The sequence below is a fragment of the Mesorhizobium sp. M1312 genome (assembly GCF_040318115.1).
In the GTDB taxonomy this organism is placed as follows: Bacteria; Pseudomonadota; Alphaproteobacteria; order Rhizobiales; family Rhizobiaceae; genus Mesorhizobium.
This window is the reverse complement of record NZ_JAMYLQ010000003.1, coordinates 47,609-70,722: the sequence shown is the minus strand read 5'-3', so window position 1 is coordinate 70,722 and position 23,114 is coordinate 47,609. Positions and strand designations below refer to the sequence as shown.

The following is a 23,114-nucleotide window of genomic DNA, read 5'->3' as shown; positions in this document are numbered from 1 at the left end:
ACGCCTAGATAATCCAATCGTTCAACGCATAGGCATGGATGTAGTCGATCTGCATTTCTGCAGGCGTCGCAAGCCCGTCGGCAGGCGTTCCCGCGATGCCGCCAACAGCCAGATCGACCAGCATATACATTGGGTCGTGCATGTCGGCAGGCGTTGCGGCGCGAGCAACTTCGACGTCGTCGAAATACCAGACGAGTTCGTCTTCTGTCCACAGCACCCCGTATGTGTGGAACCCGTTGGTATCCGCGACATAGGCGGTCGAGGATACCGTTGTGTGGGTTCCCGTCGCGTTCGAGTGGCCTGTCAAAATGAGCTTGTTCGGATCCTGCCCGACCATCTCGACTACGTCCAGTTCCGGTGGCCAGGAGCCGTCCGCGGGGAGAAGCCAGAAGGCCGGCCATACACCTTGTTTTTCGGGCATGTCGGCCCGAATTTCGAAGTAGCCGTAGGTCTGCGCGAAGGATTCGTAAGTCGTCAGCAAACCTGACGTGTATTGGTAATTGTTTATGTATGGCCGGATCGCCTCAGGAGCCCGGGCGGCGGTAATCGTGAGAACACCGTCCTCAACGCTGAACGGATTGACGGAATTCGTCGGGGCGTAGTTGGTATCGATATACCATTGAAGCTCTTTGTTGCCCGTGAGCGAACTGCCGTTTGCGGCCCCCCACCAGAAATTCGAGTCCCAGGTGCCGCTCGAACCATTCCACAGGTCCAGCGTGTCGAACTCGTCCGAAAAGGTGAGTTCCAGAGCCGACCTGTCCACGGCCAGCTTGAACTGGCTTGCGGTGAACTCGCCGACGGTCTTGTTGGCGAAGACGAGAAACTCGCTGTCGGACAGATTGAGCCGGACGTTCGCTCCCGACTGCACCATGTTGGCGCGCACCTCCTCGAAGGAGGTAAAGCCGTAGCTCCCGACGCGAACGGTATCCGTCGCGCCAAAGTCCAGGATCAGATCACTGCCGTTGCCGGGGTTCACGACGAAAATATCCGCCCCGGATCCGCCCTTGAGCACGTCATCGCCCCGTAAGCCATCAAGCGTCTGTTGGCCTGAGCCGCCGGTAATGATGTTGTTCAGCTCGTTTCCGAAAGCATAGCGTTTGTCGCCCGTGACCGTCAGGTTCTCGAAATTGGCAGGGAGCTTGTAGTTCATCCAGGTCGAGATGGTGTCCACCCCTTCGCCGGACAGCTCGACCGCTTTGTTTTTCGCGGAATACAGATAGTAGATGTCATCGCCCTTGCCGCCACGCATTGTGACGGTGACGTTAGCGTCGCCATACATCGAGTCGTTGTATGTGCTGCCATAAAGTGTTGGGCCGGAATTCGTCGCCGAATACCACTTTACGGAGGACCCGCTGTAGGGAAGTGGAACGCCCTTGGCGTTCAGTACCGTGGCCATCCCGGTCCTTTCTCCTTTGTCTCGCCTCGATGGCAGCCCTACCATATATCGAGGGCAAAGGAGCCAGTACGTTTTCGCTTTCGACCTAGGAGAGTTACCAAAAGCCTAACACGTCGTGGGACCTGTGGGCGAAATTCGGAACCCCAGTCCCAAAGCACCAGGTTGCAATTCTCCGTGTCGACACCAGGAGCAAAACTCGGAACCAGAATACCAGCAATGCCTTGAGGTCGGTCATGGATGGACCATGACGCTGGGCGATTCCCATCACTGAAGGCGCAGGAAGATCATCCGACCAGCGCGGAGCAGGTGTGGCAGCCCAAGTCGTGATCCAGGCTCCCTTTTCGGCGCCCTGTGCCCCGAAACCAGCGGTCGCGGAGCCGGCCGCCACAGCTGCACATATCAGGATAGTCTGACGCAGACGCCGTTTCCCTGCTGCGGGAGAAAGCGCCGATGAAACCTTACCTGCAAAACTAAAACACCTATTGAGCTGCACTTTCATCTCCTCCTCAAGACATGCTGGTAATGCCGCCGCCGGCCTAATTATGACGGGCTGAACAGGAAATGAATTGAACTTCCGTTGCGATCCTGGACCAACGCCAGGAGCAAGATGTCCGACTGTGGCAGAGGGATGCCGCCCGCCTGTTTCGGCGAGCGGCGGACTGGGCAGGCCGTTCGACCGTGACCGCGGTACTATATCAAAGGTCATCGCTGCGTTCGAGTGAAGGCCCCAAAACCAGCCTTGGCGTGCGGAAGGCGTCAGCTTTGCCCCAAAAGTGCACGCGCCAACTCTTGCCATTCCTCATCAAGCGTCAAGGTCGACGGCGCGGCGCCGCAGCAATGATACCAATATTCCGCATTCGATTGATCGCCTTCCTTGCGATGGAGGTAGGCATGCACGCGCATACCCGCCGTATCGTCGCGAACCTGGGCGCGCTCGTGCGCCTTATCCCAATCGCCCTTTGCATCCCACCACAGCGCCTGCAGGGCTGGGCTCAAGCCAGCGGGCGGCTGTGATTTCGCAATCGAATCTCTGAAGGCTTGCAAATCCATTTTTCCACCGCAGTGACCTATTGTGGGCGACGCCGATGTTAACGCAGTCCCGGATTCTCCAACAGCAAAGTCGCGCGGCGTACAGCAAAAAAGGCGGTGCTCTTTTTGGGTGCCATTGTACAATCCCCAAAACTGCCCGTCGCGGCATTCCGCTGCCCGAAGCCACGCAGCAGTCGCAGCATCGCTCGGTGAAACTGGCGTCCACTACTACAACGACAACGCCCCGATCGAAATCGCCGGCCGCCCACGCATGCAGGCAATTCAGCCGTTCATCGTTCGGTCACCGCGATCTAGGACATACCGTTATGGTGACATGGCACCGGATCTCCAGGGCTGCCGCCGGTATCTACCAGACGCAACGCTAAAATTGCCTCCGGTCGCCGTGGCCACCCGCAACTGGAAACCATGACGGGCGTTGCTGTGACGAACAGGATATAAGCCTATTGGCAGCAAGCTGGTTGAGGAAAGCCCCACCGTCATGAAGCCAATGAACGAACAACATCTCGCAGTTTTACGCCGACACATGGTCGAGATGATTGCGATCCATGCCGACCTTGCAAGCGACGAACTCGGCAAGGCGGCGCTCGATGAACGGGTGATGGCAGCGATGCAGCGGGTGCCGCGCCATCTTTTCGTGCCAAGCTCAGTCGCGCCTTACGCCTATCAGGACATGCCACTGCCGATCGGCTTCGACAAAACCGTCTCGCAGCCGTTCATCGTCGCTCTCATGACTGATCTCCTTGCTCTTCAACCGCACGAGGCGGTGCTCGAGATCGGCACTGGCCTGGGCTACCAAACCGCAATCCTCGCGGAACTCGCCGGGCACGTTTGGAGCGTCGAAATCATCGAGGAATTCGCGAGCCATGCCGAGGCTCTCCTGCAGGGCCTCGGTCTGTCCAATGTCAGCATTCGTGTCGGAGACGGGTCTCGCGGCTGGCCCGAGCACGCCCCGTTCGACAAGATCCTAGTCACCGTGGCGGCTGGGCGGGCGCCGCTGGCTTTGCTTGAGCAGCTCAAGCCGGGGGGCCGCCTGGTTATGCCTGTGGGGCCCGAACAAGGGCAGTTGCTGACGGTCATCGACAAGGATTCGGTAGGGCAACTGAAGACCCGCAAACTCATCCCAGTTCGGTTCAGTCGGCTCGAAACGGTCTAATGAGGGTGCGGACATCGGGCCCGCAGGGTCAGCAACTTCGCTATGGCCATGGGATTTCACCGTCTCACGGCTGCTCCGCGTCCGCTCGTTTGAGCATCGCAAATGCGCGATTGATCCGTTGCAGCGCTGTGGCGTTTGCCAGCAGTGCGTAAAGCGCGAACCCGCCCGTGAGAATCCAGGGCGAAGTGGCGCCCATGGCGATCACGATTCCGTCGGCGACCAATAGCACGCAAATGAACACCAGGCGTTCCATCCGTTCGAAGAAATCCGGCCACGCCTGATTTTCTATGGGGATTTCGATCGCCGTCCGCGCCTTGGCGTAGCTGGTGAGGATTCCGCCGGCGAACGCGATCATTGCGATCGCCCACAGATCGGCGACCCAGCCTATTGCCGCAAACACGGCAAGTTCCTGATACCGGTCGGCCATCGCGTCGAAATAGCCACCGGCCTTGGTGCTCATATGTCTGCGACGGGCAACCGCGCCGTCCAGCGCGTCGAAGGTAAACGCCAACGCGAGGCAAAGGCCAAAGGCAAGGCTTGACTGGTGGTACACATAGGCGACGCACGACAGGGCGACGAGCAGCAGCCCGCCTGATGTAACCTGGTTCGGAGTCATGCCGATCCCGATCAGCGGAGAAGCGGCGTGCTCCCATAGCGGGTCGATACGACGTTTCATGAGACCGGCGATCATGATGACTTGGCTCCTGTGATGATGTCGTTGCGCGGAGCTTAACCGGCAAATTGCGGGTTCGTTCCAGTCCGTCGGCACCGTTCGAGTTGGTCAACGCCGGCCGAAACCCGCTCAGTGTCTTTTCCGGCTCAAGCCCAGCAGCGTTTCTTTGGCGAACGCGGCCAATGGATTAAGTAGCCAGAGGCTGTCAAGCTGGCGGCGAACGGAAAATTTCGGTTGCTGCGACAGCAGCCCGATATTGTTTCGCAGTTCTGCAATGCCCGTTGTGTCCGCTGTCGCAAATCGACTGGCGGTCTAGCGGCAGTAACTCGAAAGATGTGGTTATAACGCGTATTCGCAATTCACGGGAAGCCGTCCGAAACTCCATGCGTAAATTTCTGCCTAAGTTTGCTTACCTGCTCGCGACCTCTGCCGGCGCAGGATTATCTCCGGTATGGCCGGGCACGGCCGGCGCGGGCGTCGGAGTGGTTCTTGCCGCGGTCCTGATACCTGCATCGCCTTGGCTGATCCTACTTGCGTACATGGCCGTATTCGCCGTGGGAGTATGGGCGTCGTCGCATGTCGTCTCCCGTACCGGGACGGAGGATCCGCAGATCGTCGTCATTGACGAGACCTTCGGTACAGCCGCAACACTTTCCATGCTGCCGCTCGACCCGGTCTGGTGGGCGGCAGGTTTCCTTGCTTTCCGGTTTTTCGATGTCGTCAAGCCCTGGCCCATCGGCGTCGTGCATGACAAGGTAAGGGGTGGACTCGGCATCATGCTGGACGACGCGGCTGCAGCTGTCTTCGCCGGCGCGTTGCTGCTTTTGCTGAACGATTTGATGCAACGTTTGCCGTAAGGGAACATCTCAGTTTTCACCTGCCACTGTCGAGCTTCTTGCGGCCCACCGGGAAAACAGACCTCTCTCCACTAAAATCTGCCGCAGCAACGCTAGAGCGCAGCGTCGCGCGGCCGCGCCAAATCGTTCGTTCCCTCCGGATCCGGCGCTTGGCCATAGCTCATCTTCTTCATCTGCTCGATCACCCGCGCCATCTCCTCGTCGGAAAGAACCGGCGGCTCGCCAAGGGTAAGTGCCTGGACATACATGCGCGAGAGGGTTTCGACCTCGTTCGCCAGCCACAACGCGGCTTCCATGGTCTTGCCGAGCGAAATCTGCCCGTGTTGGCCGAGCAGGCAGGCGAGTCGATCCTTGAGTGCAACCAAGGCATTGTCGGACAAGGCCTGCGTGCCAAAGGTTGCGTATTCCGCGCAGCGGATCGTTGTACCGCCAGCCACTCCTGTCATGTAGTGGAAGCTCGGGATCGTCTTGTGATGGCAGGCCAGGGTCGTGGCGTAGAGCGAGTGGCAATGCAGGACGACATTGATCTCCTGCCGCTCCCTCAAAATATCACGGTGGAAGCGCCACTCCGAGGAGGGCCGTCGGCCGATGTAGGTCCCGTCAAAGCCCATCTCGACGATGTCTTCGGGCGTCATCGTTTCGTAGGGCAGCGACGAAGGCGTGATCAGGAAACCGTCGCTGGAGCGCACCGACAGGTTGCCGGCATTGCCCTGGTTGATACCGCTGGAGTTCATCCGGCGGCAAACATCCACCATCTCGCGGCGCAGAGCGCTGTCATCAGTCATCGATCGTTCCTTTTTCTGGTCTTGCCCTGTTGCAGTTGTTTCGCTTCACCACTTCGCGCCACCTCCGTGCATAGGCTGCGAGCGCCTCACGATCGCCGGCAAAGGCGGCCGGCAGGCTGAGTGCGATCGGAGCCGGCGTGTCACGAGTTTCATGTTCGCCAAGTAACGCCGCACCCGAAGCGGTGCCATAGGAGTCGAGGTTGTAGACCGTTTCGGCGTTTGGCCGCAGCGCGGCAACCAGCGTGGCGTAGAGCGGATCCCTCAGGAAGGTGCCATCCAATGCAACCAGCCCGTCTTCGTTCAGCGCATCGATACATTCGGTCGTCAACAGCGCGGCATAGAGCACTGCCAGCGCCTTGCGCTCAGCAGGGGTTTCTGCGGGCGGCCCTTCAAACCGACCGCGCCCAGCGCTGCCGGGAAACAGGCCGTCATCGTCGCCGAACGATGGCAATGCGAAAGTGCCCCGCTCAATCAACAAGCTGACCAGCGCAGCGTCGGCCGCACTTCCTTCTTGCCCCTGCCCTGCCACATGACTGAACTCTCGTCCGCCCATGGTCAAAACACCGCCGACCGGGCGTCCTGTCACCTCGCTGTTCAGCACCATTCCGCGATTTTCATCGAGTTGGTCGAGAGGTGTCGCCGCGCACATTCCGACAATCCAGGTTCCGGTAGAGATCACACAGGCGTCGCGCATGCCTGCCGCCTGATAGCGGTAGAGATTCAGGCTGCTGTCGTGGCCGCCGGTCAGGACAGACAGGTTTTCCGGTATGCCGTGCCGGCGCGCCAGATCCTGCCGGATTGGCCCCAATGTCTCCCAGGCCGGATGGAATGGTGGCATGAGGCGCTTCCACCCCTGCCCCGCCACAATGGGCGACCACTGCTTGCGCACGTTGTTCCACAAATGTGATTGCGCCGAGAGGATCGTCGTTTCGGCGGATGGTACGCCTGACAGCCGCCAGGCCCAATATTGGGGCAGGCCCAGATACCAACGAGCCTGAGCGACGCGCTCCGGATCGACCTGCTGCATCCAGTACAGCTGGCGCGCCTGGTGGGCGGCCTTCAGCATGATCGAGCTGCCGCGATCGAAGAAATCGCCCGAAAGCAGCGCGTAGCCATCGCGAATTGCAGGCGGCAGGTCCTGCTCATAATCAATCATCGGCAGGGCGCAAGTCTCGTCGGGATCTGCGTTCACCAGAATACCCGCAGAGCCATGTCCGGTGCCGACCACTTTTTCCAACGGATGATGACGGCACAAGGTGGCAAGCGAGCCGAACAGCCAGTCGCTAATGCCCTTGAGATTGTGCTGCCGCCAAGGTGGACCGGGCCGCACTTCGTTGTGGACAGAGAGGCTCTCCATGAGCACGCCGTCGAGCGTCATCGCGGAGAGCTTTATGTTGGTCTTGCCGACATCGAAGACCGCGATCCTCGCGCCGTCCGCCTTCTGCCCGTCACCCATCGTCTCAGATCAGACCGTATTGGCGAGCCTTGTTGCGCAGGAACGGCAAGCCATTGCCCATCACTTCGGCCTCGTCCTTGGCGACTGGCCGCCAGACTGAGAGACCGTAGGAGACTTCCGGCGGCATGTTGATGAAGCTTTCCATGGCAAGTCCGCCCTTGAAGCCGATCGCCGCCAGCGTCGCGTAGATCTCGTCCCAAGGGCAGTTGCCTGTGCCTGGTGTGCCGCGATCGCTCTCGGACAAGTGGATATATTTCAGGTGGTCGCGGGAGGCTAGAATGCCGTTGGCGGCCCCCTTCTCCTCGATGTTCATGTGGTAGGTGTCGAGATGAACAAAGATGTTGTCGGCCCCGATTTTCTCGACCATCCAGACAGCCTGCGCGCCAGTGTTGATCAAATGGTTCTCGTAGCGGTTCACCGCCTCGATTCCGAGCTCGATGCCGCGCTTTTTGGCGTGCTTGGCGGCGACGGTCAGCACATGCGCGATGTTATCGTATTCCTTTTCGGTAGGTGGCAGGCCGGTGCGTTCGCCGATACCGCCGAAAATCACGCCGGAAAGCGCCAGCGCGCCCATTTCCGCAGTCTTGTCGATGGCCACTTCGAGATGTTCGATGGCGGCATCCGGCCGCACCGAAGCCCAGGCACGCTCCGGCAGGCCGAGCGAACAAACGGCAGGAAGATTGTGCTTTTCGAGCAAGGCGCGTGTATGCGCGGCATCGACCGCCGGCGCGTTCAGAAGCGCGATCTCGATAAAGTCCATTCCGTATTTGACCGAAGCCGCGATCGCTTTCTCCGCGCCGGCCCGGTCCCAGTTCATCGTCCACATCGAGGTGTGGACCCCAAAACCATGCATCTCACTCACCCTTTGTTTGTGTTTAAGAATTTGAGGCGCCCGGCAAGCCAGCGCAGGATCATTACAGTGATCATCAAAATGCCCCACACCGCCGTGGCAAGATGCTGGTTTGCGCCCATCAGATTGAGTCCCGAGGACAGAAGCTGAAGAACGACCAGCGCAACGAAGACCGGGATCACCCGACCGAAGCCGCCGAACGGATTGACCCCGCCGAGAAAGCAGGCAAGCACGGTGATCAGCAGGTAAGACTCGCCGTGGCCGACACGCACCGAATTGAAGCGCGCCAGCATGATGATGCCGGCGACCGCGCACATCGCTCCGGACAATGTGTAGACGAGAACCTGCACCTTGCGCGTGTTGATGCCGGAATAACGCGTGGCCTCGATGTTGGAGCCGATCATGTAGGTGTTGAAGCCCAGCTTCACGCGCGTCAGCAGGACATGCCAGATCAGCACCCAAGCGATGAAGATGAGCAACGGCACCGGGATGCCAAAGATCGAACCGTAGCCGATCGCCGCGAGGAAGCCGGGAATGCCGGACACGTCGCCGCCGCGCGTCAGGAACTCGCCGAGACCGCGCAGGAAGATCATCATCGACAGCGAGACCAGGATCGGGTGAGCCTTGGTGTAGGCGATGACGAGCCCCATGATCAGCCCACTCAGTGCTCCGACCGCGATGGCAAGGACCGAGCCAAGCACAAAGGCGCCGATGCCCGCGCCGACGCCTCCTTGGCTTTGCAGCACCCAAGCTAGCGTCAGGCCGGCCATGTTGGCCGTGAAGGTGATGGCCAGGTTCAGGCCGCCGGTCAGGATCGGCAGCAGCATGGCAAGTGTGAGAAGGCCGAGTTCCGGCAGCTGGAAGGCGACCGATCCAAAGGTAGCGCGGGAAAGAAAGTTCGGCGCGGCAAAGCCGAACACGACCATGACAGCTACGAACGCGGCAAACGGACCTGCAAGTTCGGGGCCGAGCGCGTTGCGGACGCGTTCAATCAAAACCGTCATGAAGGCACCCGTCGGCTTTTCAGGAACGGCAGCAGGCGTTCGATGCTGGTATTCGAAAGTGTGATTGCGGCAAGAATGATGGCACCGACGATCATCTTGAACGCGAAAGGCGACACACCCATCAAATTAAGTCCGTTCTGCGTAATCGAGACCAACAGAACGCCCAGAATGCAGCCGAGCACGCTGCCCTTGCCGCCGCCGAGCCGCGCACCGCCAAGGACTACGGCTGCAAGGACGTCGAGTTCACGCCCATAAAGGGCATTCGGCACAACTTCCTGCGCGTAATGCGCTTGGACGAGACCGGCGATGCCCGCCATCAGGCCAAGCCAGCCGAAGGCGATAAATTGCATGGCACCGATATTGATGCCGAAGCGGCGCGCGCCTTCCGGATTGTCGCCAAATGCGTAGAGCTGGCGACCAGTGGTGGTGCGCGTGATCAACGCCCAGGTAGCGAACACGCATATGGCCATAATGAGCACAGGCAGGGTGATCTCCGCCCAGGTCCCGTCAGCCATCTCTCGCTCGAACAGCACGACGCGGGTGGTGAGCCAGTCGGGCAGATTGTAGATCGACACGCCGCCTGTGAAAAACATCAGCAAGCCGAAGAAAATGTTGAAGGTCGAAATCGTGGCGACGATCGAGATGATCCTGAACCCGTGGATCAGGAAGGCGTTGATGCAGCCCAACGCGACACCCAATGCGCCAGCGATGATGAGGCCGAGAATCCAATTGCCGCCGCCGATCCAGCCGAGGACGGTCGCCGTCAGATATTGCACAACGGAGGCGGCAACCGCGAAGGAGATGTCAATGCCGCCGGCAATCAGCACGACGAGCAGGCCGACGGCGAAGATGATGTTGACCGAGCTGGTGTTCAGAAGGTCAAACGCGTTGCCGAGGGTGAAGAACCGGTCTGTGGCAAACGAGAGGAAGACGCAGATGACGGCGATAACGGCGAGCAAAGCCAGTTCCGTTGCGTGAGAGCGGACAAACCTACGCATAGACCGCTTCCTCGATCACCTGGAGGGTCGTGGCGCCTGGCGCATATTCGCCGACAATGCGTCCTTGAGCCATGTGCAGCACACGGTCCGCGTTGAAATAGACTTCAGGCACCTCGTCCGAGATCAGAATAATGGCCAGACCGCTGTCCGCCAGCTTGGAAACGATGTCGAAAATGCCGGCGCGCGCGCCGACATCGACGCCGACTGTCGGTGCGTCGAGAATAAGCAGCTTCGGATCGGTCGCCAGCCATTTGGCAATGGCCACACGTTGCTGATTTCCCCCTGACAGGGTCGAAATCGCGTCGTCCTGCTTTCCGATCCTGACGCCGAGATCCCTTATCCAGCGATCGACCAGAGATCGCTTGCGATCGCTCGAAATGAAACCGCCCGAAAGGATCTTGTCCAGCGAGGCGATGACCATGTTGTCGGCGATTGCCTGGGGCTGAATGAGACCGAGCGACAGCCGGTCTTCCGAAAGATAGGCGACGCCGGCGGCGATCGCGTCACGGTTGGAACCGAAGCGAACGGGTTTGCCACCCAGAACGACAGAGCCCGATTTCGGGTTGCGCATGCCAAACAACGTCAGCGCCAGCTCGGTGCGCCCTGCCCCGAGCAACCCGGTGATGCCGAGCGTCTCACCGCGCCGGACCGTCAAGGACACGTCCTCGAATTCGCCGGGCCGCGACAGTCCCTTAACCTCAAGCATGACCGGGCTCGTGCTCAAATCGCGATGCAGGACGGAATAGTCGAAGGTCTTGCCAGTCATCAGCTCGGTGATGCGCGATTGGGTCAGGCCTTTGGTTGGATAGACGCCAACCAGGGCGCCGTCGCGCAGCACGGTGACGCGGCTGGAGATTTCGAGAACCTCCGCGAGGCGATGACTGACGAACACAACGGCGACGCCCGACGCCGACAGATTGCGCACAATGTCCAGCAGATAGTCGGTTTCGGATTGGGTGAGCGACGCAGTCGGCTCGTCCATGAAGACGAGCTTCGCCTCGCCGACGAGGGCACGCGCGATTGCTACGATCTGCCGCTGCGCGATGGGAAAATGGTGGAGTGCTAGATCGACATCGAGGGTAACACCAAGACGTTGCAAGGCGTTGGTCGCGACGCGGCGCATTTCGGCATAGTTCACCAGCCGCGGCCAGCGGCCGATGACGGTCTGGAACGCGATATTCTCGGCGACAGTCATCTCGGGAAACAGGGCGAGGTCCTGCCAGATGACCTGAATTCCGCCGGCCTGCGCCGTAACCGGCGACATATGGGAGTAGCTCTGGCCATCATAGTCGATCACGGCGCCCGCCTCGGGCTTGTACACCCCCGTAATGACCTTGATCAGCGTACTCTTGCCGGAGCCGTTCTCGCCGGCCAGGCAATGCACCTCGCCCGGCAGCACCTCAAAGCTGACATTCTTCAGCGCCTTCACGCCGCCGAACGTCATGTTGACGTTTCGGAGCGACAGCAGCGGCCGTGATGCGGCGCCATCGAGTGCCTGATTAGCCATCGAGTTGAAACCCTGGATCCAATCGGTTTGCAATCCTGCAGCCGGGCCGGCTCGAGGCCAGCCCGGCTGCCATAGCCTTGGGAGGCCTTACAGGCCCATCGCAGCAAGATCGTCGACGGTATCCTTGTTGATGGGGACCAGCTGATCGACAATGATGTTACGGTTCTCGAAGTCCGGCTTGACTGTCCCTAGCCCTTCGATGGTATCGCCATCCTTGATCTCGTTGCCCTTCATGAGATGGTCGGCCAGCGTGACGAAAACCTCGCCCGCCTGCTTCGGATTCCACATGAAGCCGCCGGAGATCGCGTCGCTTTTGATGAGCTTCTGGCCCTGGCCTGGCGAGAACGGCCCGAGCACGAAAATTTCGCCCACCTTCCGGCGCTCTTCGATTGCGCGGCCAGCGCCGATCGGGCCTTGGCTGCCGAAGGCAAGGAAGCCTTTCAGGCCGGGATTGGCGGAAATCAGGTCAAGTGCGGTGCTACGGCTCTTGTCGACATCCTCGGCGACGCCATAGCGTTCGCCGACAAGCTTCATGTCGGGATGGTTCTTCTTCAGATACTCGATTGCCGCATCGGCCCAGGCATTGTGGAGCGGCACCGTCAGCGAGCCGACGAACACTGCATACTCACCCTTGCCGCCCATCTTCTCCGCCAGGAGCTTGGCATGAGCTTCGCCGAAGCCCGTCGCGGAGGCGAGTTCGAAATCCCAGTCGGCGCCCTTCTGGCCAGGCGATTCATGCGTGATGACGATGATGCCGGCGTCCTTGGCCTTCTGCAGCACTGGTTCAAGCACTTTCGCATCGTTCGGCACGACGCCGATGACCTTGACGCCCTGCGCGATCAGATCCTCGATGGCGCGAACTTGCAGTGCCGGATCAGCGCTGGTCGGGCCAACCATGAAAGCGTCGACACCGAGCTTCTGGCCGCGCTCCTTGATACCCGCCTCCATTGCGTTGAACCACGGAATGCCGCCGATCTTGACGACGACGCCGACCTTGCCGGCCTGCTGTGCCATCGCAGCGAATGATCCGCCAATCATAAGGGTCGCGGCAAGCGCCGCGATCATGAGCTTTTTCATCTGTACTCCTCCCATTAACGTTCGTAGTGAGAACACACTCGAGCCGTCGAACGACGGCGGCTGTTAGACCTCCCCGAAAAAGACGGGACACTCCCCATCGATCATCCACCGGTTTTCGCTTGCACAATCGATGGTGCAGAAACTATTGTGCATCGAGAAGCTCTCGTCAAGCGGGATGTTGCTCTAAAAAGATGCGCCGGAGGCGCCAGATGGATCAGCGGGTCAAGAAGAAGGCGACGATCTATGATTTGTCCGTGCTATCGGGCAGTTCGCCGTCGACCGTGAGTGCCGTGCTGAACGGCACTTGGCGCAAGCGCCGCATCAAGGAAAGTACGGCGGAAACAATTCTCGGCCTCGCCGAACGCCACCAGTACACCACCAATCTGCAGGCGCGGGGTTTGCGACGCTCGCGATCGGGCCTGGTCGGCCTTATGCTACCCGTCCACGACAATCGCTACTTCTCCTCCATGGCGCAGACGTTTGAGGGGCATGTGCGCAGCCGCGGTCAATGCCCGGTCGTGGTCAGCGCCAGTCGCGACCCGGAAGAGGAACGGCGGACCGCGGAGACGCTGATCTCCTATTCAATCGACCAGCTCTTCATCGTCGGCGCCACCGATCCGGACGGCGTGCATGAGATCTGCGAACCGGCGGGGCTGAAGCATATCAACATCGACCTGCCGGGAGCGAAGGCGCACTCGGTGATCAGCGACAATTATGAGGGCGCGCGGATGCTGACGGAAGCAATCATCCGCCACTTCGGCAACGACGATCCTCTGCGGCCGGACGAGCTGTTTCTGTTTGGCGGCCGCAACGACCATGCGAGCCGCGAACGCATTGCCGCTTTCCATGCGACCAAGAAGGCACTGGTGGGCGCCGACCCTGACGACGGTGTGCAGTCCTCCGGATATTCGCCTGATATAACTTTGCGTGCCTTCGAGGCGCTTTACCAACGCGATGGCAAGCTGCCGCGCGCGCTGTTCATCAATTCGTCGATCAATATGGAAGGTCTGCTGCGTTTCATGGCGGGCCGGCCGGCGGAGATGTTCAGTGAGCTTGTCGTCGGTTGCTACGACTATGATCCGTTCGGCTCATTCCTGCCCTTCCCGGTAATCATGGTGCGGCAGAATGTTGAGGCGATGATTACGAAGGCGTTCGAGCTGATCGATGAACCGACGACGACGCCGCAGACCTTCCTGATTACGCCAGAGTTGATCCAGCCCAGGTCTGCGCTGAAAGGGCCGCTGGACACTCTGAAGGATGTAGCCTGAGGGTGAATCGGTGCTATAGGGCGATCGTGCCGACCCTCAAGACGATGTCGCCGTCTTCACTGTGAGCCCAATACGGGGCACGTGGGCGAAGGCAAAAGACCAACAGCAGCGAGCGTTAGAAGCGATAACGGATTCCAAGAGTGTTCGCATTAGAACCCTCTTTCATATCGCCAATTGTACCGTCGGCGCCGGATCTATGGTGGAGTTGGTAGACAAGTTCGACATTGGGAGCTTGCCTCAATCTGAAAGAAAGCTCCGCACCAACGAAGCCGAGGAATGATGCATCGCCATCGTAGCGGATTTCGCGCTCGCGCTCGATCTCGGTAGGGCCTGTAACGGCACTGAATCCAGCCGTCAATGCGGGCGCAATCGCCAAATCACCTATGACAAGGCCCTGGTGGCGAAGTCGCGCTCCGGCCCAAAGTTCGCCGGACGTATCGTCGTCTTCGCCAAATCTTATGGCCGCGCCGGTGACGCCACCAAGAACGAAACCAGCGCCTATATCGACGAGATCGCGACCGTATGCGGCCCCGACTATATAATTGTCGGTATAGTCGGCACCAAAAACGTTGATCGTATCCCCGAAGGCCCCGCTCGCAAACACGCCACCAAAGACATAGACATCATTCTTCGTCGGCAGACCCTCTGTGAAAGGATCTTGGGTCGCAAAATAGATAAAGGGAGAATTGTCATCGGCGAGTCCAGAACTGACTGAAGTGCTCAAGATCACCGCAGCCAGGGCCGCTTGCAGTCCGCGCATAGACAAGCTCCGAATCAATCCACGCCATCGTTCGCAATTGCACAGGAGAAAACAAGGTACGAATTGGTTTGTCGCCGAAATACTGGATGCGGGTCATCCTATACCTGGAGCTCTTCTGCCAATCGGCTCGCAAAGACAACGGCCTCAGTCAGCCCGATGTTGGGTGCCGGTAATCGTGGCCATAGTTGTCGCCGGGTTGCTAAGGACGGCGCTTAGAAACAAGGCGAACTAACGAAAGGCCGGCAAGGCTCAATGAAGGCAGCCCGCCGACGCGATACTCTCTCCCTTACGCACCAATTTGCTCCAGAGGCCGGCTCATTAGCCCAGTGGACGGACAGTAATTCCGCCAACTGGGGCAACAAAATCCGCTTGCCAGCGTTGCGATTGGTCGATCACGCATCGTTGTTTCGCTAGGCGCGGATACTGTGGAGCCGCCAAACGCGTTAGTTCTGTCTTGGCCGAGCGCGGGGCATCCTCATCCACGAGCGTGGTCGGCCGCGGTCCAACTGGTGCATGACCGGGGTGACCATAACGCCATGCATAACAATTGAACTCAAAACGGTGAAGCAGACCGTTACCCAAAGAATTGTCGCACCGTCGAATTCAGCCTGCCCGAGTGCAAATGCGAGGTAGTAGAACGACCCAAGGCCGCGTATTCCAAAAAAAGCAATCACAGCCTTTTCGCGTGATGACGCCGGAAATCCGATTAGCCCAACCCACGCCGCGATCGGTCGTACAACGAACAGCACCAGGGCGGTAATGACGATCACCTGCCAACTCAAGGCGCCAAAAATCGACCCTTCTGCGATGGCCGCCCCAAAGCAGACCAGCAGGACCATCATCAGCAATCGCTCAATCTGCTCCGCGAAGTCGTGCAAGCTCTCATGATACTCGTGCTGCCGCTCGACGGACCGTAGCGCCACCGCCGCGATGAACACTGCAAGGAAGCCGTAGCCGTGAAGCATTTCGGTCGAGCCGTACGCAAGGCAGGTGATACCGAGCGCAACAAAGCCGTCTCTCGTCTCTGACAAACCCGACCGTTTTGGTAGATGAAACGTAAGGTAGCCCATGACTTTTCCGCCCAGCCATCCGATACCAACGCCTGCGGCGATCTTCCATAGAACATCAACGGCGAGCCAGCGTGTGAAGTAAGGCTCGCCCGACTCACTGGACAGCGCAATTGCGATGGCGAGATAGACGAACGGAAACGCCGCTCCATCATTGAGGCCGGCCTCGGAGGTAAGAGCAAAGCGCACGTCATCCTCCTTGCCGGATTGAGGTGGACCAACCTGTATGTCGCTTGCCAGAACAGGATCAGTTGGCGCCAGAGCAGCTCCAAGCAGAAGTGCTGCGGCAAGGCCAAGCCCGAGCATCGACCAGCCGAGAAATGCAATTCCTGCGATCGTCAGAGGCATGGCGATGCCGAGGAGGCGCCATGACGACTCCCAACCCCGCCAACTCACTGGCCGGTCCAGCTTCAGGCCTGCCCCCATAAGGGCGACGATGACAACCAACTCTGTGAGGCGTTCGGTTAGTACCCGGTTCTCAAGTGGGTTCACCCCGACGAGCGGAGAGAATGGTGACCAAACCAAAAGAACCCCGATCCCGATGCAAACCATTGGCAGCGAAAGCGGAAGCTTCCTGAGAAGCATGGGTAGCCAGGCCGTAACGAGCACGATTGCTCCAAAAACCGCCAAGAGGAGGGCATCGGACTGCATGTGGGTTTAGACCGTTGAACGCATGTTCGAAGCGCCAACCTGCTTCCAACCCGACTTCACCCAATATTCGCCCGCCATGTGCTTCCCCAGCGAGTCGCTCGACCGACGCCATCGTAACACGGACATGGAACTGCTGTCCGGCCTAAGGGCAGCTCGCTTTTCTGCTGGAGAAGATCGCATCATGTCGTTGAATCATTCGCCTATTATTGGCGAGTGAGCAAATGCAAACGCTGGTTTGCAGTTTGACACCGCCGGGGATTAGCAAGATCACGCGCCGTCACCTATCGTGTCTCCACCCAGAGATATCGACAAAGCCGGTTACCGACACACTAGCCAGGCTGTTCGAATCACGCACTGAGTGCTAGGGTTTGAGTATGCATGGGGGAATCTTCGACCACGCAACGCGGTGTTGCTGGCTTGTTTTCTTCGTGCCACGGAGGGACAATGGCCGGCACTCCTTTGATCAGTATTCTGATCACTTTCCTCGTAATCGTGCTGGTGCTGTATCTTATCAACCGGCTGCCGCTTGATGGTCGTACTCGTCAGATTGCCCAGATTATCGTGATCATTATCGGCATCATTTCGCTGCTGAAGTACCTCGCGGTGTTTTAAGCCACCACGCACGCGATAGGCCGTGGGGCTGTCGTGGAACACGGCGCGAACGTCATGCAGAAAATTGATTTCCTCATCGCCGAAGCGGGCAAGCTACGCCTCAGGCTCATCATTGCCTTCCTGGATTTTTTTGGGCCTGCGGGCGCATCCCCAACTCGATCGGGGCCAACATGTCGCTGCGCGCCGACGCACTGCGGCGCGCAGCGACGAATACATCGGGTGATGGCTTGCGCCTCGCATGTTCCCGGGGGCGTTTGTAGTTTCCGGACGGCCAAACAACGATTGAAGACGGCAAATCCGGAACGTTTTCGCGCCGGCGCGGGTTGTCGATGGAGATGCATCGAAACGCATGGGACGCCGGTGAAATGGCCATTCTTTCGGGAAAACCGGGAAGCTGTTGGGTGGCGGCAGCCACCGCTACGAACTATCCCCCGCTCGAGGGCTCGATCCATGCGGAGACCGTTGTCGTGGGCGCCGGGATTGTCGGACTCACGACGGCGCTTCGCCTTTGCGAGGCCGGTCGGTCGGTGATCGTCGTCGAAGGCCTGCGGACCGGCGGCCAGGTGACCGGCCGATCGACGGCCAAGATCACGACGCAGCACGCGCTGATCTACCACCATCTCATCGACACCTTCGGCCGGGACCTGGCGCAAGCCTATGCCGATGCGAATTCCGCAGGCGCTGTCCATATCCGGGAATGGGTTCGCAACTATGCAATCCCCTGCGATCTCGAGAACAAGGACGCCTATACCTACACCTGCGATGCAAGCCGGCGCGCGGAGATCGTGGCCGAGGCAGAGGCCGCGCGCCAAGTTGGGCTGGACGCCGATGTTCTGGAGCGCGCGCCGCTGCCTTTCGAAACGGCCGCCGCTCTGCGTTTTTCCGACCAAGCTCAGTTCAATCCGGCGATGTATCTGGTTGGCCTGGCTCAAGCGGTGACGGCCCGTGGCGGACGGATTTTCGAAAACAGCCGCGCGATCTCGATTGGCGAGGCAAGCCGCTGGCGCGTCGTCACCGACAGGGGCACCGTTCACGCCGAGCATGTGGTCGTCGCCACCAACATGACAGTGAAGAGCCCCGTCGGTATGGCGAACCGGACCCAGCCGCGCTGCCACGCAGCCATGGCGTTTCGGGTCGATGACCCTCTTGCTGTCGACGGCATGTTCATCGGCATCGACGATCCGACGCATTCAATCCGCACGGGCCGCGATGGCGAAGGCCCGCTGCTGGTCGCACTCGGCCCCAAGTTCGACACGGGCCAGGACGGCGACGTGGCGAAACGGTTCGTCGAGCTGGAACAATGGGCAAGAATGAGTCTTCCAGTTGGGGACGTTGCGTGGCGCTGGTGTAACGAGGATTATGATACGGCCGACAGAGTTCCGTATGCCGGCGAACCCGATCCGGACAAAGCCTCCGGTTTTCATATTGCCACGGGATTCAACGCCTGGGGCATCACCAATGGAACGGCCGCAGGCACGATGATCGCGGATTTGATCAGCGCCCGGTCGAGCCCATGGCAAAGGCTCTATGACCCGGCACGGTCTTATCCCGAGGACTTTCACAAGAATGGCCGCAGCCAATCGATTGTCTCAAGCCTCGACGACATCGGGCCTGGCTTGGGCGGTGTGATCGTCAGGGGTGACGAAAAGATCGCAGCGTGGAGAGACAACGAAGGGGTGCTCCACCCCGTTTCGGCGACGTGCACCCACAAGGGCTGCACCGTGACCTGGAACAACGCGGACAACACCTGGGATTGTCCTTGCCATGGCTCGATTTTCGCCGCCGACGGTTCGGTCGTCCATGGCCCGGCTCGAAAACCGCTTGCCCCGGCCGCGCTGTAAAAAAGGCGGCGACTGACACGGCCCAGCGTTACCGTGCGTAGGTTCCGACCAGCTCGGTCTGCTCCAGCGCATGCTTCTGGGCTTCCTTCCAGACAAGCTGGACGCCCGCCTGTCCCGGCACACTGAGGCTCGGCACGTCAAGCGCGGCCAGCCGGAAATGATAATGATGGATGCCATGTCCCACTGGCGGCTGCGGGCCGTCGTAGTAGGCATTGCCGAAATCGTTGGTGCCTTGGCGAAGTGCCAACGGACCTGGCTTGCCATCCTGCGCCTCGGCGAGTTCGCTGGCATCGGGCGGAATATTGAACACCGCCCAATGCCCGAAAATCCCGCTCGGCGCATCGGGATCCTGCACGACAAGAACAAGGCTCTTCGCACCGTCCGGAACACCGGACCACTTCAGCGGCGGCGAGACGTTCTGGCCGTCACGGGTATATCTTTCAGGGATTTTCCCGCCAGCCGGGAACGCCGGGCTGATAAGGGTAAGTGGCATTTCTATTTCCTCAAAGAAGCATTACGGCCGAGACCACCGAGATCTGGCGGTATTCACGCCGCTTGCTGAGCTTCTGCGACGCGCCTGATTTCCGCCGGCAGGGATTCCCAAACCTTGGTCATCTGCCCCTCTCCCACATGGTGAGCGAGCACCTTGGATACGACCCCGAATGCATCCTTGGAATCGACCGGTCGCGTGAATTCCAGCTCCGCCTTGATTTTGGCTAGAAACTCGTCGAGCGATCGTAACTTCTCAGGGGTCTTGGAAGGCTGATATTGGTCGTAGTAGGCGCCGCGCACGAGGATCGGCAGCTGCGAGCCGAGGTGGGCTGCAAGGTCTGGTTGCATGCGGTCCCGCAGGGCGTGGAGCACCGCTCCAAGAACATGCCATGCGATCTGCCGATCCGGTCCGACCTCGGTCATGATCTCGTCGAGCCAGATGTTTGTGGTCTGCAGCGTCTTGTCGAATACGTCGAGTCCGGTGGCGCTCATCGAAGCCTCCTTTTTCTGCCAATTGTTCGAATGACTCATTGGACGAAACGGCCTTGGTCGGCTGTTGTTCCCGTTGCCAAGCGCCTTCGCGAAAGCGTGTGATCAACACGTTCAAGATCTGGCCGGCCGAGATTTGGCCCGTCAAGATTTGGCCGTGGCTACGGCAACGAAAAGCGATTGCCCCTGCCTGCTGATGCGGAACAATATGGGCTTGTTCTGCTGGCGCGATTTCGTCCACTCCTCTTGGATATCCGACGGCTGCGTCACATTCCGGTTGTTGGCCGAGACGATCACATCGCCGGGCTGTAAGCCGTTCTCGGCGGCGAGGCTGTTTGGAGCCACTTCTTGCACGAATACGCCTGTAATGTCCGGCTGGAGTCCGAGCTGCTGGCGCGCCTCATCCGGGATTGTGCTGAGCGATAATCCGAGACGCTTGTCGGCCGTTTCCGACTTTGGAACGGCACCGGTCTGTTGCTCCTCATCGTTGCGCTGTCCGATGGTCAGAGCTAGTTCCTGTTGGCTGCCCCCGCGGTTCCTTGTCAGCGTCGTTTTTGTGCCCGGCTGTTGGCTGGCAGCCGCGAGCGTCAAATCGTGAACGTTCTGGATGTCCTTGCCGTTAAAGCGGGTAATCACGTCTCCCGCCTGGATGCCTGCCTGCTCTGCCGGACTGCTGGGTTCAACCGAAGCGACCAGCGCTCCCTTGCTGCCGGATATTCCAAGCGCCTCGGCAATCGACGGCGTGATCTCCTGGAGACGCACCCCGATGAAGCCGCGCTCGATCCTGCCAGTGCGGATCAACTGGTCGACGATGTTGCGGGCGGTGCGGGATGGTACGGCAAAGCCAATTCCTATGCTGCCACCTGTGGGAGATACGATGGCCGTGTTAACCCCGATCACTTCGCCGCGCGCATTGAACAGGGGGCCGCCGGAATTGCCGCGATTGATTGAGGCGTCGGTCTGGAGAAAGTCGTCGTAAGGACCGGCATTGATGTCGCGCGAACGGGCCGAAAGCACGCCGACGGTGACGGTCCCCCCGAGCCCGAACGGACTGCCGATGGCGATCGTCCATGCGCCGGGTTGTACTGCATCGGAGTCACCCCAGGCGGTCGTTGTCATATTGGGCCGTGGGTCGATCTTCAGCACTGCCAGGTCGGTTGCCGGATCCCGGCCGACGAGCCGCGCAGGCAAAGTCTCCTTGTCGGAGAAAACGACATGGATTTCGCTTGCATCGGCAACGACATGGTTGTTGGTGACGATGTACCCCTCGGGGCTGATCACAAAGCCGGAACCGAGAGCCTCTCGCACCCGTGGTTGAGCCTGTCCCAGGCCTCGGCCACCGAAAGGACTAAGAAAGTCGTCCAGCGTCGCCTGGTCCTGGATAATCTGTTTGGTCGTTATTGCGACCACGGCTGGAATTTTCTCGCGCACGATCGCCGTGAAGTCGTTTGGGATTTCCTGGGCTGCGAGCGGAGCAAACCCGCCGGCCGAGAGCATCAGAGTTCCGCGATCAGGCCGGCGCAAAGTCTTTTGTTCAATACCGGAAACATGGTCTGCGACTCCTCCAGCCCTCAGTGATCAAGCATGCGACGGCTCCAGCATGAGCCAGCGGTTCACCAGCGGATTACGACAACCTTGTCGTTCCCATTGGCGAGTTCGACGGCTTCGGTGCCGTCCGGCTTGCGGCTTTCGATCCGGGCACTTTCTACTGTTTCTATGCCAGCAATGTTGGCCGCAAAGGCCTCGTCAATCTCGGCAGCACAGACCAGAGTATCCGGTGGCATATCCTTCACTTGGTCCATCAATTCGCGAAGCTTCATGGCGAACCTCCTTGGCACAATGGCGAACCTTCTTGGCACAGGCCCGAATTCTTTCGGCCGCGCATTCCAACCGTGTGCCTCCAGAAAAGTTCCCCGACGAGATCGCGGGAATGTCACGGGATGAACTCTGCGCAAGGTCTCGCATAGAGCCGAGAGGACGGTCTTTGAATGCCACGACCGACCCCGGAAATTCATCGGAACTTCCAGCCCGCAACCCGGTTAGGTGGACAAGGCTTTGAAAGCGGATTGAGTGAAGATGGTGTCCCCGGTGGTTGGTGAAATCCGCATTCGCCTGCCAAGATCGTCGGGTATCCCATTCACCCGATGCTCGTCCTGCTTTGAGCCTTGCGCTGCACCCCGAAACAGGGAGGAACTCCATGGCGACCATGAAAGCAGTCCGTGTTCATAGTTTTGGCGGACCAGAGGTTCTGTCGCTGGATGACGTTTCCATGCCTCAGCCCCGTGACGACGAGGTCACGCTCAAGGTCTGCGCAGCAAGCGTCAATCCCATCGACTACAAGACCCGCGAGGGTTCGGCGGGCGGGGATCTGCCCGTTACGCTCGGCCGCGACGTATCGGGCGTGGTGGAGCTGTGCGGCACGCGGGCGCATACTTTGAAGAAGGGCGATCCGATGTTTGCCATGCTTGGCAACGACCTCGGCGGCAACGCCGAATACGTCGTCGTCAAGGCGACGGAAGCGGCAGCAAAACCGGAACGTCTAAGCCATGTGGAAGCCGCCGCCGTGCCGCTTGCGGGGACTACAGCATGGCAAGGCCTTTTCGACCATGGCGACCTCAAATCCGGGCAGCGGGTTCTCATCCATGGCGGCGCCGGCGGCGTCGGACATCTGGCGATTCAGTTTGCCAAGGCTGCGGGCGCATTTGTCGTGACGACTGTTGCTGCCGAGGATTTCGATTTCGTCCGCGAGCTTGGCGCCGACCAGGCGCTCGACTACAAGAGCCAGCGCTTCGAGGATGAGGTCGAAGACATCGATATGGTTTTCGATCTGGTCGCCGGCGACACTCAGGACCGCTCCTGGAACGTACTGAAGCCCGGCGGGATACTTGTTTCCACTGTTTCTGAGCCCTCGGCCGAACAGGCACGCCTGCATCAGGCGCGTGGCGTTTCCTATTTGGCTGAGCCAAATGCGGCGCAGCTTGCGAGGATCAGCCGCCTCATCGACGCCGGCAAGGTAACGCCGTTCGTGCAGGCGACTTATCCTCTGGAGGAAGTCGCCAAGGCCGAGCAACGGCTGAAGAGGGAGCATACGCGCGGCAAGATCGTGCTTCAGGTGGCCGCCTGAGCCC

At 59.8% G+C, this 23,114-nt stretch carries 22 protein-coding genes and 1 pseudogene; 6 read left to right on the top strand and 17 right to left on the bottom strand.

All coding sequences use genetic code 11. The features are described 5' to 3' along the window. Window positions 1-4: 4 nt before the first annotated feature. From eglC to NKH36_RS05515, 3 genes and pseudogenes are all read right to left on the bottom strand, one after another. Entirely contained in the window at window positions 5-1,396 is a 1,392-nt protein-coding gene (gene eglC / locus NKH36_RS05525) for an endo-1,3-1,4-beta-glycanase EglC (protein WP_352957960.1), read from the bottom strand. A 38-nt stretch (window positions 1,397-1,434) separates the two neighbouring features. Then, window positions 1,435-1,671, bottom strand: a pseudogene (locus NKH36_RS05520) (hypothetical protein); the annotation flags it as partial. 481 nt (window positions 1,672-2,152) lie between these two features. Beyond that, entirely contained in the window at window positions 2,153-2,446 is a 294-nt protein-coding gene (locus NKH36_RS05515) for a hypothetical protein (protein WP_352957959.1), read from the bottom strand. 478 nt (window positions 2,447-2,924) lie between these two features. Here NKH36_RS05515 and NKH36_RS05510 point away from each other — a divergent pair, with 478 nt between their 5' ends. Further along, on the top strand, window positions 2,925-3,599 hold the full coding sequence (locus NKH36_RS05510; protein WP_352957958.1) for a protein-L-isoaspartate(D-aspartate) O-methyltransferase: 675 nt from the start codon (window positions 2,925-2,927) through the stop codon (window positions 3,597-3,599). 64 nt (window positions 3,600-3,663) lie between these two features. Here NKH36_RS05510 and NKH36_RS05505 read toward each other — a convergent pair whose 3' ends face one another. Continuing rightward, window positions 3,664-4,290, bottom strand: a complete 627-nt coding sequence (locus NKH36_RS05505) for a CDP-alcohol phosphatidyltransferase family protein (protein WP_352957957.1) — start codon at window positions 4,288-4,290, stop codon at window positions 3,664-3,666. Between the two features lie 365 nt (window positions 4,291-4,655). Between NKH36_RS05505 and NKH36_RS05500 the strand changes: the two genes are divergently transcribed. Then, window positions 4,656-5,129, top strand: coding sequence for a phosphatidylglycerophosphatase A family protein (locus NKH36_RS05500; protein ID WP_352957956.1), 474 nt, complete (start codon window positions 4,656-4,658; stop codon window positions 5,127-5,129). 92 nt (window positions 5,130-5,221) lie between these two features. On the opposite strand, the gene NKH36_RS05495 is transcribed toward NKH36_RS05500, so the two are convergent. The 7 genes from NKH36_RS05495 to NKH36_RS05465 form a co-directional block, all read right to left on the bottom strand. Then, window positions 5,222-5,914 carry a class II aldolase/adducin family protein gene (locus tag NKH36_RS05495; protein WP_352957955.1) on the bottom strand — a complete coding sequence of 231 codons (693 nt, stop codon included), beginning with the start codon at window positions 5,912-5,914 and terminating at the stop codon, window positions 5,222-5,224. Further along, entirely contained in the window at window positions 5,907-7,370 is a 1,464-nt protein-coding gene (locus NKH36_RS05490) for an FGGY family carbohydrate kinase (protein WP_352957954.1), read from the bottom strand. Before NKH36_RS05490 ends, NKH36_RS05495 begins: the two co-directional genes overlap by 8 nt. Before the next feature lie 4 nt (window positions 7,371-7,374). Then, complete coding sequence (locus tag NKH36_RS05485; protein WP_352957953.1) at window positions 7,375-8,223, bottom strand: sugar phosphate isomerase/epimerase family protein; 849 nt, start codon at window positions 8,221-8,223, stop codon at window positions 7,375-7,377. A gap of 5 nt (window positions 8,224-8,228) precedes the next feature. Beyond that, complete coding sequence (locus tag NKH36_RS05480) at window positions 8,229-9,224, bottom strand: ABC transporter permease (RefSeq protein ID WP_352957952.1); 996 nt, start codon at window positions 9,222-9,224, stop codon at window positions 8,229-8,231. Continuing rightward, window positions 9,221-10,222: an ABC transporter permease gene (locus NKH36_RS05475; protein WP_352957951.1), complete on the bottom strand. Its 1,002-nt coding sequence runs from the start codon at window positions 10,220-10,222 to the stop codon at window positions 9,221-9,223. The genes NKH36_RS05480 and NKH36_RS05475 overlap by 4 nt, the downstream gene beginning before the upstream one ends. Beyond that, a complete protein-coding gene (locus NKH36_RS05470; RefSeq protein WP_352957950.1) occupies window positions 10,215-11,729 on the bottom strand; it encodes a sugar ABC transporter ATP-binding protein in 1,515 nt (504 codons plus the stop codon). Before NKH36_RS05470 ends, NKH36_RS05475 begins: the two co-directional genes overlap by 8 nt. 87 nt (window positions 11,730-11,816) lie before the next feature. Continuing rightward, a complete protein-coding gene (locus NKH36_RS05465; RefSeq protein WP_352957949.1) occupies window positions 11,817-12,806 on the bottom strand; it encodes an autoinducer 2 ABC transporter substrate-binding protein in 990 nt (329 codons plus the stop codon). 209 nt (window positions 12,807-13,015) lie between these two features. Here NKH36_RS05465 and NKH36_RS05460 point away from each other — a divergent pair, with 209 nt between their 5' ends. Continuing rightward, window positions 13,016-14,074, top strand: a complete 1,059-nt coding sequence (locus NKH36_RS05460; protein WP_352957948.1) for a LacI family DNA-binding transcriptional regulator — start codon at window positions 13,016-13,018, stop codon at window positions 14,072-14,074. A 115-nt stretch (window positions 14,075-14,189) separates the two neighbouring features. Here NKH36_RS05460 and NKH36_RS05455 read toward each other — a convergent pair whose 3' ends face one another. Beyond that, window positions 14,190-14,834, bottom strand: coding sequence for a hypothetical protein (locus NKH36_RS05455; protein ID WP_352957947.1), 645 nt, complete (start codon window positions 14,832-14,834; stop codon window positions 14,190-14,192). A 443-nt stretch (window positions 14,835-15,277) separates the two neighbouring features. Continuing rightward, window positions 15,278-16,552 (bottom strand): cation:proton antiporter, encoded by a 1,275-nt coding sequence (locus tag NKH36_RS05450; RefSeq protein WP_352957946.1) that lies wholly within the window; start codon window positions 16,550-16,552, stop codon window positions 15,278-15,280. 444 nt (window positions 16,553-16,996) lie between these two features. Here NKH36_RS05450 and NKH36_RS05445 point away from each other — a divergent pair, with 444 nt between their 5' ends. Both NKH36_RS05445 and NKH36_RS05440 read left to right on the top strand, forming a co-directional pair. Continuing rightward, the gene (locus NKH36_RS05445; protein ID WP_352957945.1) at window positions 16,997-17,164 is read left to right on the top strand and encodes a Thivi_2564 family membrane protein; all 168 of its coding nucleotides are present in this window, start codon (window positions 16,997-16,999) and stop codon (window positions 17,162-17,164) included. A gap of 365 nt (window positions 17,165-17,529) precedes the next feature. Then, window positions 17,530-19,005, top strand: coding sequence for an FAD-dependent oxidoreductase (locus NKH36_RS05440; protein WP_352957944.1), 1,476 nt, complete (start codon window positions 17,530-17,532; stop codon window positions 19,003-19,005). 28 nt (window positions 19,006-19,033) lie between these two features. Here the strand turns inward: NKH36_RS05440 and NKH36_RS05435 are convergent, their stop codons facing one another. The 4 genes from NKH36_RS05435 to NKH36_RS05420 form a co-directional block, all read right to left on the bottom strand. Then, the gene (locus NKH36_RS05435) at window positions 19,034-19,498 is read right to left on the bottom strand and encodes a YbhB/YbcL family Raf kinase inhibitor-like protein (RefSeq protein WP_352957943.1); all 465 of its coding nucleotides are present in this window, start codon (window positions 19,496-19,498) and stop codon (window positions 19,034-19,036) included. Between the two features lie 53 nt (window positions 19,499-19,551). Continuing rightward, on the bottom strand, window positions 19,552-19,989 hold the full coding sequence (locus tag NKH36_RS05430; protein ID WP_352957942.1) for a DUF2267 domain-containing protein: 438 nt from the start codon (window positions 19,987-19,989) through the stop codon (window positions 19,552-19,554). 141 nt (window positions 19,990-20,130) lie between these two features. Beyond that, window positions 20,131-21,483 carry a Do family serine endopeptidase gene (locus tag NKH36_RS05425; protein ID WP_352957941.1) on the bottom strand — a complete coding sequence of 451 codons (1,353 nt, stop codon included), beginning with the start codon at window positions 21,481-21,483 and terminating at the stop codon, window positions 20,131-20,133. Between the two features lie 116 nt (window positions 21,484-21,599). Further along, window positions 21,600-21,806, bottom strand: a complete 207-nt coding sequence (locus tag NKH36_RS05420) for a sugar phosphorylase (RefSeq protein ID WP_352957940.1) — start codon at window positions 21,804-21,806, stop codon at window positions 21,600-21,602. A gap of 377 nt (window positions 21,807-22,183) precedes the next feature. Between NKH36_RS05420 and NKH36_RS05415 the strand changes: the two genes are divergently transcribed. Continuing rightward, complete coding sequence (locus NKH36_RS05415; protein ID WP_352957939.1) at window positions 22,184-23,110, top strand: NADP-dependent oxidoreductase; 927 nt, start codon at window positions 22,184-22,186, stop codon at window positions 23,108-23,110. Window positions 23,111-23,114: the final 4 nt, after the last annotated feature.